We start from the raw sequence: 11,943 nt of genomic DNA on the forward strand, positions 1-11,943 counted from the left end.
GGACCGGCCGATCAGCCGGTCCTTTTCGCATTTCCGAAGGCTGGTTTCGGGCGTCGCGGGGGCGCGTGCGGCATACGAAGCACCGTTTGATGGCAGTAGGCTAGGACTGGTCATCGCAGGGGCGGACGCCGCTGCGCCCACGAATCATCGAAAGGTCACCGGTGCGTCACAATCGCCGTTTCCGATGGGCTGCAGTTCCGATCGCAGCAATGGTTGCGCTGGTATTGGCCGGTTGCACGCAGTCCCAGTTGAACGGATTCCTACCGGGATTCGACGGCAAGACACCGGTCACGAACCACACCGAACGGGTCTCCGGCCTGTGGGTGACCTCGTGGATCGTTCTTCTCCTCGTCGGGCTCGTGGTGTGGGGCCTGATCATCTGGTGCGTCATCGTCTACCGCCGCCGCAAGGGGCAGACGGGCATCCCGGCACAGCTGCGGTACAACATGCCGATCGAGATCTTCTACACGATCGTGCCGTTCGTGCTGATCATCGGCTTCTTCGCCTTCACGACTCGTGATCAGGATGCGATCGAGAAGCCGTATGCGCACCCGGACCTGACCGTGCAGGTCTACGGCAAGCAGTGGTCCTGGGACTTCAACTACCTCAGCGACGGTGTCTACGACCCAGGCATCCAGGCGCAGCCCGACGACAAGTCCGGGGCGCCGTCCGGGTCGGTCGTCGAGAGCCAGATTCCCACGCTGTACCTGCCCGTCGACAAGAAGGTGACGATCAAGCTCGACTCGCGCGACGTCATCCACTCGTTCTGGGTTCCGGCCTTCCTCTACAAGAAGGACGTCTTCCCCGGACACACGAATTACATGTACCTCGAGCCGACACGCGAGGGGACCTACGCGGGCAAGTGCGCGGAGCTCTGCGGCGAGTATCACTCGGCGATGCTCTTCAATGTGAAGGTCGTCTCCGAAGACGAGTACAAGCAGCACATCCAGGATCTGAAGGATCGCGGCTACACCGGACAGTTGGGATCCGGCGTCGACCGCAATAGAAACCTTCCTGGTACGAGCGCACCCAAGAACCCGGAGAAAGGGACCGGAGAATGAGCACGACCACAGCACCGGCTCCCGCCGCGGCGACGCCGTCGGCGACCGCCCAGATCCTCGGTGCCACGAACGTGCACCGCAAGGGCAACGTCCTGGTGAACTGGATCACGTCCACCGACCACAAGACCATCGGGTATCTGTACCTGATCACCTCGTTCGTGTACTTCTGCATCGGCGGGGTGATGGCCCTCATCATCCGCGCCCAGCTGTTCGAGCCGGGCCTCGAGGTGGTGCAGACCCGTGAGCAGTACAACCAGCTCTTCACGATGCACGGCACGATCATGCTGCTCATGTTCGCGACACCGCTCTTCGCCGGATTCACGAACGTGATCATGCCTCTGCAGATCGGCGCGCCCGATGTGGCGTTCCCGCGTCTGAACGCCTTGGCGTACTGGCTCTTCAACTTCGGTTCGCTGATCGCGGTGGCCGGCTTCCTCACGCCGCAGGGCGCGGCGTCCTTCGGTTGGTTCGCCTACCAGCCCCTGGCGTCGACTACGTTCTCGCCAGGTCTCGGCGGGAATATGTGGATGCTCGGTCTCGGCATCTCCGGTTTCGGCACGATCCTCGGCGGTGTCAACTTCATCACCACGATCATCACGCTGCGCGCCCCTGGCATGACCATGTTCCGCATGCCGATCTTCACCTGGAACGCGCTCGTCACCTCGATCCTGGTCTTGATGGCGTTCCCGGTGCTGGCCGCGGCCATCTTCGGGGCCTCGGCCGACCGCATTCTGGATGCGCACATCTTCGATGCCAGCACGGGCGGCGCGATTCTGTGGCAGCACCTGTTCTGGTTCTTCGGGCATCCCGAGGTGTACATCATCGCGTTGCCGTTCTTCGGCATCGTGAGCGAGGTGTTCCCGGTCTTCAGCCGAAAACCCATCTTCGGTTACAAGACGCTCATCTATGCGACGATCTCGATCGCGGCGCTGTCGGTGACCGTGTGGGCGCACCACATGTATGTCACGGGCATGGTTCTGTTGCCGTTCTTCTCGCTGATGACGATGCTGATCGCGGTACCGACCGGCGTGAAGATCTTCAACTGGATCGGCACCATGTGGCGCGGCTCGATCACGTTCGAGTCGCCGATGCTGTGGGCCATCGGCTTTCTGATCACGTTCACCTTCGGCGGGCTGACCGGTATCATCCTGGCCTCCCCTCCACTGGACTTCCATGTCTCCGACTCGTACTTCGTGGTGGCGCACTTCCACTACGTGGTGTTCGGAACGGTCGTGTTCGCCATGTTCTCCGGCTTCTACTTCTGGTGGCCGAAGTGGACGGGCAAGATGCTCAACGACCGGCTGGGCAAGTGGCATTTCTGGTTGTTGTTCATCGGCTTCCACACCACCTTCCTGATCCAGCACTGGCTGGGAGTTGTGGGTATGCCGCGCCGGTACTACACGTACCTTCCTCAGGACGGCTTCACCTGGATGAACCAGGTGTCCACGATCGGTGCCGGCATTCTGGCGATCTCGATGATCCCGTTCTTCCTCAACGTGTACATCACGGCCCGGTCGGGTGCGAGGGTGACCGTGAACGACCCGTGGGGCTACGGCAGGTCGCTGGAGTGGGCGACAAGCTGCCCGCCGCCGCGGCACAACTTCACGTCCATCCCGCGCATCCGCAGCGAGTCGCCCGCCTTCGACCTCAACCACCCCGAGGTCGGCATCCCGATCGGGGTGGGACCAGGCAAGGACGCTCCTGACGCCCCCGTCGTCGACGCCGATTCTGCAAAGGTGAAGTGACATGCGCACGAGTGCAACGCTGTTCTGGGTCATCACGGTCTTCTTCTTCGCGTCCGCGATCGCGTACACCGTGTGGTCCTGGTATTACTACCCGCACCACGCGCTCGAGCCGGTGGGCACGGTTGCGCTGACACTGACCGGCGTGCTCGGCGCTTTCATCGCCTTCTTCCTGGCGAGAACGCACGCCACGCAGAACGGCGTGGAGCTGCCCGAGGACCGTCTTGACGCGAACATCGATGATGGCGACCCTGAGCTCGGGCACTTCAGCCCGTGGAGCTGGTGGCCCTTCATGCTCGGGCTCTCCATTGCGATCGGTGCCCTCGGCATCGCCGTGGGATGGTGGATCGTCCCGATCGGCGGAGCGCTTGCGGCCGTGAGTCTTGTCGGTTGGGTCTACGAGTACTACCGGGGCTACTTCGCCCGCTGATAGCTCGACTGAGTCAGAGGAGCGGCTCCCACGGAACACTTCTTCCGGGGGAGCCGCTTTCTCGTGTGCTTCGATGCGTCACGCGCGTGGCGTAGACGAGTCGACGTCCACTGGCGCTGCGTGGGTGCGCGAACGGAACCTCAGCACGTCGACGGCCACGGTTACCTCGGGTGGCATCGCGGCGGGGGAGAGGACCGCTCCGTGGTGTGCGGACGGTCCCATCGAGCGCAGAGCCATCGCCGTCTCGTGTGAGACGGCCAGCGTGTAGCGCACGGGAGTCGACTGTTCGAGCACGAAATCGTCCGCGAAGTCTTCTGTGATGCGGAGCGACTTGTCTGCCGGTACGTCGAGCATGGGCAGGGCACGGCGCAGCTCGAGAAGGTGATCCTGCTGCGGCGTGACGATGACGAGGCATCCATCGGGTGCCAGGACCCGGCGGAACTCTCCCACGTTCCGGGGAGCGAACACGTTGATGATGGCGTCGGCGGCTCCGTCCCTGATGGGCAGAGGGCGCCAGGTATCGGCGACCAGCCCGTCCGCGCGTTCTCGTCCGAGCCGCCGCACGCTCCTGTGGACGGCGTCGGGCGCGATGTCCGTCGCCAGGGCTCGCCCGGTCATCTGTGTGCGACCAAGGATGGCTGAGGAGTAGTGCCCGGTGCCGCTGCCAGCATCCAATAGGCGCTGGGGGATGCCCGTGGACAGCACGCTGTCGGCCACGACTCGAACCACCGGGTCGTAGGCGCCGCCGCTGAGAAGCGCGCTGCGGGCGTCGAGCATGTCCGGGGTGTCGCCCGCGATGCGCGGTTGCGACGACAACAGGTTGACGTAGCCGTGCTTCTTGGCGTCGAACCGGTGGCCGGCGTCGCACCCCAAGACAAGAGGAGGAATGGGGGAGAGCGCGCCGGTACAGATCGGGCACCGAAGCCACTCCGACAGTGTCGTGAGTGTCATCGGTGCCCGATCGAGCGTCTACTGTGCAGACTCAGTGGTGACCGTGTCCTGATTCGAGTTCGTTCCTGGTAACCGGCTCGAGACGGTCCTCGAAGAACCAGCGCGACATACCGGCCCTGACCCGACTCCCGATCGTGATCTTGCCCCGCGCGTTGGGGCGAAGCATGAGCGGCTGGTAGGTGTCGTAGCTGATGAGGCGCCAGCGCTCGTATTCGTCGAGTGGCTGGTGAACCTCGATGTACTCACCACCAGGCAACTTCACGATGCGGCCGGACTCGTATCCGTGCAGGGCGATCGAGCGGTCCTTCTTCTGCAGTGCGATGCAGACGCGCTTCGTGATGAAGTACGCGATGATCGGTCCGAGAATCAGGGTCACCTGAAGTGCGTAGATGACCCCCTCCATCGTGAGCTTGAAGTGAGTCGCTATGAGGTCGGAACTCGCCGACGCCCACATGACCGCGTAGAACGTGACCCCCGCGGCACCGATCGCGGTGCGCGTCGCCTGGTTGCGCGGACGGTCGAGAATGTGGTGCTCACGCTTGTCTCCAGTGACCCATGCCTCGATGAAGGGGTAGATGGCCACCAGCACGATGAACACCACGAGCACGACCACCGGGATGAAGACGTTCAACGACCAGGTGCGGTCGAGCCACACGAACTCCCAGTGCGACGGCATGAGTCGAAGCATGCCGTCGGCGAAGCCGATGTACCAGTCGGGTTGCGTGCCCGCAGACACCGGTGATGGATCGTAAGGCCCGTACAGCCAGATCGGGTTGATCGTGAACAGCGAAGCGATCAGCGCGACGACACCGAAGACGATGAAGAAGAACCCACCGGCCTTCGCAGCGTAGACCGGCAGGATCGGGAAGCCGGAGACGTTCTGCTGGGTGCGCCCAGGCCCGGCGTACTGAGTGTGCTTGTGCACGACGACGAACACCAGGTGCAGTGCGATGAAGGCGACCACGAGCGCCGGCAGCAGGAGGATGTGCAGCGTGTAGAGCCGCCCCACGATGGCGGTCCCAGGGAACTCGCCGCCGAACAGCAGGAACGAGGTCCAGGTGCCGATCACAGGGACACCCTTGATCAGGCCATCGATGATCCGCAGGCCATTGCCGGAGAGCAGGTCGTCGGGGAGCGAGTATCCGGTGAATCCCTCGGCCATGGCGAGCACGAAGAGGGTGAAGCCGATCACCCAGTTCAGCTCGCGCGGCTTGCGGAACGCGCCCGTGAAGAAGATGCGCAGCATGTGCAGCCCGATCGAGGCCACGAACAGCAGAGCCGCCCAGTGGTGGATCTGGCGCACGAGGAGCCCGCCCCGTACGTCGAACGAGATGTTCAGTGTCGAGTTCATCGCTGCTGACATCTGGATGCCCTTCAGCGGCACCCATGAACCGTGGTAGATGACGTCGGCCTGCGAAGCCTGGAAGAAGAACGTCAGGAACGTTCCCGTGATCAGGATGACGATGAAGCTGTAGAGAGCGATCTCGCCGAGCAGGAACGACCAGTGGTCGGGGAAGATCTTGCGGCCGAACTCCTTGACGACACCGGAGATCGACGTGCGCTCGTCGATGTAGTTCGAAGCAACGGCGGTGAAACTACGCTTTTTGGCCGTGGTGTCAGCGGCGATCGTGGTGGTCAATGACGCTCCCAGAAACTCGGGCCCACGGGCTCATGGAAATCGCTCTGCGCGACGAGGTATCCGTCGGCATCCACGGTGATGGGCAGCTGCGGCAACGGCCGACTCGCCGGTCCGAAGATGACCCTCGCCTCGTGAGTGATGTCGAACTGGGATTGGTGGCACGGGCACAGCAGGTGGTGCGTCTGCTGCTCGTAGAGTGCCACGGGGCATCCGACGTGGGTGCAGATCTTGGAGTAGGCGACGATGCCGTCGTATGCCCAGCTCTCGCGGCCGTGGGTCGGGTGGAGGTCCTGAGGGTCGAGGCGCATCAGGAGCACGGCGGCCTTGGCCTTCTCGTTGAGCGCGTCCTCCTTGTCGTTGAGGCCCTCGGGAATGACGTGGAATACGGAACCGATGGTCACATCGGTCGCCTTGATCGGCGTCCCAGACGGGTCGCGCGTCAGGCGCGAGCCCTTCTTCCACATGGTGTGGGAGAGCGCCTTCACCGGGTCTTCGTTCATCGGCCCCAGGCCGCGGAACAGCACGATCGCGGGAAGCGGGAACGCCACGAGGGCGCCGATCAACGAGTTGCGGATCAGCGTGCGACGGCCGAACCCGGACTCCTCGTTCGCTTCCTTGAAGATCTCGACGGCGCGGTCACGGGTCTCGTCTGAACCCTGAACCGGGTGCCGCAGGTCGATGCCCTCCTTGTCCACCATGAGGGCCTTCGCCCAGTGGACGGCGCCGAAACCGATGGCGAGGAGCGCCAGCGCGATGCCGAGCCCGATCGCGAGCGTCGAGATGCGGAGGTCGGAGATCTTTCCCGACTCGATGGGGAACGCGACGTACGCCGCGATCGCCCAGATGCTGCCCACGATCGACAGGTAGAAGAGCGTGTAGACAGTGCGCTCGGCACGCCGCTGCTTGCGGGGATCCTTGTCGGTGATCCGCGCACGGTGCGGCGGGAAGCCGGGGTTCTCCACGGCGTCCTGCACGATGACCGCCGCTCCAGGGTCGCCCGGGCGGTGGTCGACGGCCGACGAGGCGGCAGGCGTGATCTCCGTGCCGCCGTTATCGTCCTGTGCCATTGCTCTCCTTCTTGCGCTCGTCCGCGATCCGCGCGCGCATCAGTTCGACTTAGCCGTGATCCAGACCGTCAGAGCGACGATCGAACCGAGGCCGAAGATCCAGATGAACAGGCCCTCGGCGACCGGGCCGAGTGAGCCCAGTTCGAATCCGCCGGGGGAAGGGTTGTCCTGGATGAATTTCAGGTAGGTGATGATGTCGCGCTTGCCCTCGGGCGAGATGTTCCGATCGTTGAACACGGGCATGTTCTGCGGGCCGGTGACCATCGCCTCGTAGACGTGCGTCGGAGTAACTCCACGCAGCGGCGGAGCGTACTTGCCCTCGGTCAGGGCGCCGCCGGCGCCGGCCACGTTGTGGCACATGGCGCAGTTCACGCGGAACAGCTCAGCGCCCTTGGCCGCGTCGCCGTTTCCGTCGGTGTACTCCGAATCGGGGATGCCAGGTCCGGGAGCCAGCGAGGCCACGTAGGCGGCGAGCTGGTCGATCTCGGCCTGCGTGAACTGCGGCGGCTTCTCCTGAGCCTGCGGTCCCTGCATCGCCATCGGCATGCGACCGGTGCCGACCTGGAAGTCGACCGCCGCTGCACCGACGCCGATCAGGCTGGGTGCAGCATCCGTTCCCTGCGCCTCGAGGCCGTGGCAGCTTGCGCAGTTGGCCTGGAACAGCTTCTTGCCCGACGCGACGTCGCTCTGGCTGGATGCCGCAGCGTCGGCACTGGAGCCCGTCGCGTTGAACGCGGCGTATGCGCCACCCGTGAGGCCGAGTCCGATCGCGATGAGCGCGACGGTTGCCAGGGGATGCCTGCGGCCGGCCTTGCGCTTGCGAGCGGTCTTGTGCGTTGTCTCGCGCATTGAGGTGCTCTGCTCCTGATTTCTATTTGAGGACGTAGATGACCAGGAAGAGCCCGATCCAGACGACGTCGACGAAGTGCCAGTAGTACGAGACGACGATGGAGCTGGTCGCCTCCTTGTCTCCGAACCTCCGCACCGCGAACGCGCGACCGATGACGAAGAGCATCGCGATGAGTCCGCCGGTGACGTGGAGCGCGTGGAACCCGGTGGTCAGGTAGAACGCCGAGCCGTATGCGTTTGCATTGATCGACACACCCTCGCCGATGAGGGTGGCGTACTCGACGACCTGGCCGGCGACGAAGATCGCGCCGAGGGCGTAGCTCAGGGTGAACCACTCGACCATGCCCCACTCGCGAGGACGCCAGCCCGTCGAGCGCGCCTGCAGGCGTTCGGCCGCGAATACTCCGAACTGGCAGGTGAAGGAGCTGGCGACCAGCACGAGCGTGTTCGTCAACGCGTATGGCACGTTCAGGTGTGCGGTCTCCGCCGCCCACAGCTGCGGCGACGTCGAACGCAGCGTGAAGTACATGGCGAAAAGGCCGGCGAAGAACATCACCTCGCTTCCCAGCCAGACGATGGTTCCGACGGCAACGACGTTCGGTCGGTTGATCGTCGGCGCCGGAGCCGATGGAGAAATCGAGGTGCTCGTCACGTGTCCCATTATGGCCGATTTCGTGGGTTCGTTTGCGCATTCGGGCTCCCGATGGGGCCGATAGGATCCCTCATATGGCGGAATCCCGGACCTGGCCGACGATCATCTCGACCGTGCTCGAGGGGGAACACCTCAGCGTGGCCGATGCGGCCTGGGCCATGGAACAGGTGATGACCGGCAAGGCGACGGATGCCCAGCTGGCCGCCTTCCTGGTCGCGTTGCGGTCCAAAGGCGAGACCGTCGACGAGATCGTGGGCTTCCGCGACGCGATCCTGGAGCACGCCGTGCCGCTCCCGCTCGACCCGATGGCCCTGGACATCGTGGGAACGGGTGGGGACCGCTTCGGAACGGTCAACGTCTCAACGACGGCATCGATAGTGGCCGCGGCATCCGGTGTTCCCGTCATCAAGCACGGCAACCGGGCGGCCAGCTCCCAGTCCGGTTCCTCGGATGTGCTCGCTGCGCTCGGGCTCGACCTCTCGATGCCGGCCGAGCGGGTCGCCGACGTGTTCGCGCGGGCGGGGATCACGTTCGCATTCGCCTCGCTTTTCCATCCCGGCTACGGGAACGCGGCCGCGGTGCGACGCGAGTTGGGCATCCCGACCGTCTTCAACATCCTGGGACCCCTCATCAACCCTGCCCGTCCGGAGGCGTCTGCGGTGGGCGTCGCCCAGCTGGATCGCGTGCCGCTCATCGTCGGCGTCTTCCAGACCCGTGGGGCCACCGCCCTCGTCTTCCGGGGTGACGATGGGCTCGATGAGCTCTCCACGACAGGGCACAGCCACGTGTGGGAGATCTCACGGGGCCTCGTGACCGAGCACGACATCGACCCGCGGGAGCTGGGCATCAAACGTGCCGACATCGCCGACCTCAAAGGTGGTGACGCGGCGCACAATGCGCAGATCTTGCGGGCCGTTCTGGCCGGCGAGAAGGGGCCGGTACGAGACATCGTGCTGCTCAACGCCGCTGCAGGCCTCGTGTCGTTCCAGCTGGCATCCGAGCCAGGGAGCGGACTGCGTTCCATCCTCGAACGGTTCGAAGAGAAGCTCGCGGTGGCGGCAGAGGCGATCGACTCCGGGGCGGCTGCCGCGAAGCTCGACGAATGGATCGCGGCCTCGCGATGACGTACGCCGCCCGCAGCTAGCGATTCAAGCCTGAGAGGCCGAGCATGAAGAAACTGGTGAACGACCCGCGGCGCTTCGTCGCCGAGTCGCTCGCGGGGTTCGCTAGGGCGCACGGCGATCTTGTGCGGGTGAGCACGTCTCCCGCCTTCGTGACACGAACCACTCTGGTCCCGGGAAAGGTGGGGATCGTCTCGGGCGGCGGAAGCGGACACGAACCGTTGCATGGCGGTTTCGTCGGCGTCGGGATGCTTGACGCCGCGGTGCCCGGGGAGGTCTTCACCTCGCCGACTCCCGACCGTATCCTCGCCGCCACACGTGAGGTGGACCAGGGTGCGGGCGTGCTGTACCTAGTGAAGAACTACACGGGCGACGTGCTCAACTTCGAGACGGCGGCCGAGTTCGCGGCCGCAGAAGGCATCCTGGTGCGCACGGTCGTCATCGACGACGATGTCGCAGTTCAGAACTCCGAGTTCACGGCGGGCAGGCGCGGGGTGGCGGGCACCGTTCTCATCGAGAAGATGGTGGGTGCCGCGGCCGAGCGTGGGGACGACATCGATTCGCTCGGGGCACTCGCAACGCGACTTGTGGCTTCCGCTCGGTCGATGGGTGTCGCGATCGGTGCCCCGACTGTTCCGCACTCCGGCAAGCAGAGCTTCGAGCTCGGGCCCGACGAGATCGAATTCGGGATCGGCATCCACGGTGAACCGGGACGGGCACGTGGCAGCATGCTGCAGGCCGACGAGCTGGCGGATCTGGTCCTCGATGCGGTGCTGCACGACCTCCAGCGCAGGCCAGGAGAGCGGGTGATCGCCATGGTCAACGGCATGGGCGCAACGCCGATCGCCGAGCTCTACGTCGTGTATCGGCGCGTCGCCGAGCGCATGGACGCGATCGGCGTCGAGATAGCGAGGTCACTGGTCGGTTCCTACGTGACATCACTCGACATGGCAGGGTTCTCGGTGACCCTGCTCACGGTCGACGATGAGCTCGTCGGGCTCTGGGATGCGCCCGTGCGCACGCCCGCCCTTCGCTGGGGCATGTGAAGCACCGGAACCGGTCGAACGGAAGTGAGTGAGGACGAGATGACTCTGGACACGAAGTGGGCCGTCGGCTGGCTCACCACGGCCGCGGATTCGATAGCGGCGCAGGCCGCTGCGCTGAGCGAGCTGGATCGCGCGATCGGCGACGGCGATCACGGCGAGAACATGAATCGCGGCTTCACAGCAGTGCGTGAGGCGCTGGTGGATGCACAGGGGACGACGCCGTCCGACGTGCTGCGCCTGGCCGCGATGAAGCTCATCTCGTCGGTCGGGGGAGCGGCGGGGCCCCTCTACGGCACAGCATTTCTGAGGGCTTCCGATGCAGTCACCGGTCGGAGCAGCCTCGGTCCGTCGGATGTCGCCGAACTGGTGCAGGCCGCGCTCGGTGGCATCGAGGAACGCGGCCACGCCGAGCCGGGCGACAAGACGATGGTGGATGCCTGGGCTGCTGCCGCACGGGCGGCACGCGACGCTGCTGCCCGGGGCGACGATGCGGCGGCAGTGCTGGCCGCGTCCGCAGACGGCGCCGAGGCCGGCGCAGAGTCCACGGACGAGCTCTTCCCCAGGAAGGGACGGGCGAGCTATCTGGGCGAGCGAGCGGTAGGTCATCGCGATCCGGGCGCAGCGTCGACGGCCCTCATCCTGCGGGCCGCGGTGGAGGCTGCGGCGTGAACGACGGACTCCAGAATCCCCGCGTCGGCATCGTCGTGGTCTCGCACAGCGATCTGATCGCGCGCGGAGTGGTCGAGCTGGTCGGAGAGATGGGCCCCGACGTGCGCGTCATCCCCGCCGGAGGTACCGCCGACGGGCGACTCGGTACCGACGTCGAGCGCGTGATGGCGGGCATCCAGCAGGCCGACGGCGGTGCAGGCGTCGTGGTGTTGTCCGACCTGGGATCGGCCGTGCTGAGCGCCGAGACCGCCGTAGAGCTTCTCGGCGCGGCCTGGAGCGGAAAGGCGATCGTCGCCCAGGGGCCCCTGGTGGAGGGAGCGGTGGCCGCGGCAGTCCTGGCCCAGACCGGGGCCGGTCTGCGCGATGTAGCCAGAGCGGCGACCGGCACCACGCCGGCGACCGGAGCCTTTCCCGCGGTTCGGGGTTACGCCCGCACGGCGACGCTGACCAACCCGGACGGACTGCACGCACGCCCCGCAGCCGAGTTCGTGAAGCTGGCTGTCAGCCTGGGGCACAAGGTGACCGTGAACGGCAAGGATGCCCGCAGCCTGCTGAGCATCCTCTCGCTCGGGCTTGCACAGGGCGCGACGGTGGAGATCGCGGCTGAGGACCCGATGGGCAAGGACGCCGTCGACCGACTCGTGGAGCTCGTCGAGTCGGGGTTCTCCAGCGGAGGTTCAGGTTCGGGCGGTGCCGGCTGAGAGGCGACCTCCGAG

General features: G+C 65.4%; 12 protein-coding genes. 7 read left to right on the top strand and 5 right to left on the bottom strand.

All coding sequences use genetic code 11. The annotated features are described in order from the left end of the window. The first annotated feature begins 161 nt into the window (after positions 1-161). The 3 genes from coxB to ACO2Q7_RS00675 are packed head-to-tail and all read left to right on the top strand — an operon-like array spanning position 162 to position 3,233. Positions 162-1,061 (top strand): cytochrome c oxidase subunit II, encoded by a 900-nt coding sequence (coxB, locus tag ACO2Q7_RS00665; RefSeq protein ID WP_423353723.1) that lies wholly within the window; start codon positions 162-164, stop codon positions 1,059-1,061. Next, positions 1,058-2,806, top strand: coding sequence for a cytochrome c oxidase subunit I (gene ctaD / locus ACO2Q7_RS00670; RefSeq protein ID WP_423353724.1), 1,749 nt, complete (start codon positions 1,058-1,060; stop codon positions 2,804-2,806). Before coxB ends, ctaD begins: the two co-directional genes overlap by 4 nt. 1 nt (position 2,807) lies before the next feature. Then, the gene (locus tag ACO2Q7_RS00675; protein WP_423353725.1) at positions 2,808-3,233 is read left to right on the top strand and encodes a cytochrome c oxidase subunit 4; all 426 of its coding nucleotides are present in this window, start codon (positions 2,808-2,810) and stop codon (positions 3,231-3,233) included. A 78-nt stretch (positions 3,234-3,311) separates the two neighbouring features. On the opposite strand, the gene ACO2Q7_RS00680 is transcribed toward ACO2Q7_RS00675, so the two are convergent. From ACO2Q7_RS00680 to ACO2Q7_RS00700, 5 genes are read right to left on the bottom strand one after another with little or no spacing between them, the layout of a single operon-like run. Then, on the bottom strand, positions 3,312-4,184 hold the full coding sequence (locus ACO2Q7_RS00680) for a putative RNA methyltransferase (RefSeq protein WP_423353726.1): 873 nt from the start codon (positions 4,182-4,184) through the stop codon (positions 3,312-3,314). A 31-nt stretch (positions 4,185-4,215) separates the two neighbouring features. Further along, positions 4,216-5,823 (bottom strand): cytochrome b, encoded by a 1,608-nt coding sequence (locus ACO2Q7_RS00685; RefSeq protein ID WP_423353727.1) that lies wholly within the window; start codon positions 5,821-5,823, stop codon positions 4,216-4,218. Next, positions 5,820-6,890, bottom strand: a complete 1,071-nt coding sequence (locus ACO2Q7_RS00690; RefSeq protein ID WP_423353728.1) for a Rieske 2Fe-2S domain-containing protein — start codon at positions 6,888-6,890, stop codon at positions 5,820-5,822. The genes ACO2Q7_RS00685 and ACO2Q7_RS00690 overlap by 4 nt, the downstream gene beginning before the upstream one ends. Before the next feature lie 39 nt (positions 6,891-6,929). Further along, positions 6,930-7,739 carry a c-type cytochrome gene (locus tag ACO2Q7_RS00695; RefSeq protein WP_423353729.1) on the bottom strand — a complete coding sequence of 270 codons (810 nt, stop codon included), beginning with the start codon at positions 7,737-7,739 and terminating at the stop codon, positions 6,930-6,932. Positions 7,740-7,761: 22 nt separating this feature from the next. Beyond that, on the bottom strand, positions 7,762-8,400 hold the full coding sequence (locus ACO2Q7_RS00700; protein WP_423353730.1) for a cytochrome c oxidase subunit 3: 639 nt from the start codon (positions 8,398-8,400) through the stop codon (positions 7,762-7,764). A gap of 65 nt (positions 8,401-8,465) precedes the next feature. On the opposite strand from ACO2Q7_RS00700, the gene trpD reads away from it, so the two are divergent. The 4 genes from trpD to dhaM are packed head-to-tail and all read left to right on the top strand — an operon-like array spanning position 8,466 to position 11,928. Beyond that, a complete protein-coding gene (gene trpD / locus ACO2Q7_RS00705; RefSeq protein WP_423353731.1) occupies positions 8,466-9,515 on the top strand; it encodes an anthranilate phosphoribosyltransferase in 1,050 nt (349 codons plus the stop codon). Positions 9,516-9,559: 44 nt separating this feature from the next. Then, positions 9,560-10,558 carry a dihydroxyacetone kinase subunit DhaK gene (gene dhaK, locus ACO2Q7_RS00710; protein ID WP_423353732.1) on the top strand — a complete coding sequence of 333 codons (999 nt, stop codon included), beginning with the start codon at positions 9,560-9,562 and terminating at the stop codon, positions 10,556-10,558. 39 nt (positions 10,559-10,597) lie between these two features. Continuing rightward, positions 10,598-11,227: a dihydroxyacetone kinase subunit DhaL gene (gene dhaL / locus ACO2Q7_RS00715; protein ID WP_423353733.1), complete on the top strand. Its 630-nt coding sequence runs from the start codon at positions 10,598-10,600 to the stop codon at positions 11,225-11,227. Beyond that, entirely contained in the window at positions 11,224-11,928 is a 705-nt protein-coding gene (dhaM, locus tag ACO2Q7_RS00720; protein WP_423353734.1) for a dihydroxyacetone kinase phosphoryl donor subunit DhaM, read from the top strand. The genes dhaL and dhaM overlap by 4 nt, the downstream gene beginning before the upstream one ends. Positions 11,929-11,943: the final 15 nt, after the last annotated feature.

This window comes from Rathayibacter sp. KR2-224, from assembly GCF_049446075.1.
GTDB lineage: Bacteria > Actinomycetota > Actinomycetes > Actinomycetales > Microbacteriaceae > Humibacter.

Excerpts from the sequence above, each read along its gene's own strand:
- ACO2Q7_RS00680 (WP_423353726.1), bottom strand. The coding sequence starts at position 4,184 with ATGACACTCACGACACTGTCGGAGTGGCTTCGGTGCCCGATCTGTACC.
- ACO2Q7_RS00690 (WP_423353728.1), bottom strand. The coding sequence starts at position 6,890 with ATGGCACAGGACGATAACGGCGGCACGGAGATCACGCCTGCCGCCTCG.
- ACO2Q7_RS00695 (WP_423353729.1), bottom strand. The coding sequence starts at position 7,739 with ATGCGCGAGACAACGCACAAGACCGCTCGCAAGCGCAAGGCCGGCCGC.
- dhaK (WP_423353732.1), top strand. The coding sequence starts at position 9,560 with ATGAAGAAACTGGTGAACGACCCGCGGCGCTTCGTCGCCGAGTCGCTC.
- ctaD (WP_423353724.1), top strand. The coding sequence starts at position 1,058 with ATGAGCACGACCACAGCACCGGCTCCCGCCGCGGCGACGCCGTCGGCG.
- trpD (WP_423353731.1), top strand. The coding sequence starts at position 8,466 with ATGGCGGAATCCCGGACCTGGCCGACGATCATCTCGACCGTGCTCGAG.
- ACO2Q7_RS00700 (WP_423353730.1), bottom strand. The coding sequence starts at position 8,400 with ATGGGACACGTGACGAGCACCTCGATTTCTCCATCGGCTCCGGCGCCG.
- ACO2Q7_RS00675 (WP_423353725.1), top strand. The coding sequence starts at position 2,808 with ATGCGCACGAGTGCAACGCTGTTCTGGGTCATCACGGTCTTCTTCTTC.
- dhaL (WP_423353733.1), top strand. The coding sequence starts at position 10,598 with ATGACTCTGGACACGAAGTGGGCCGTCGGCTGGCTCACCACGGCCGCG.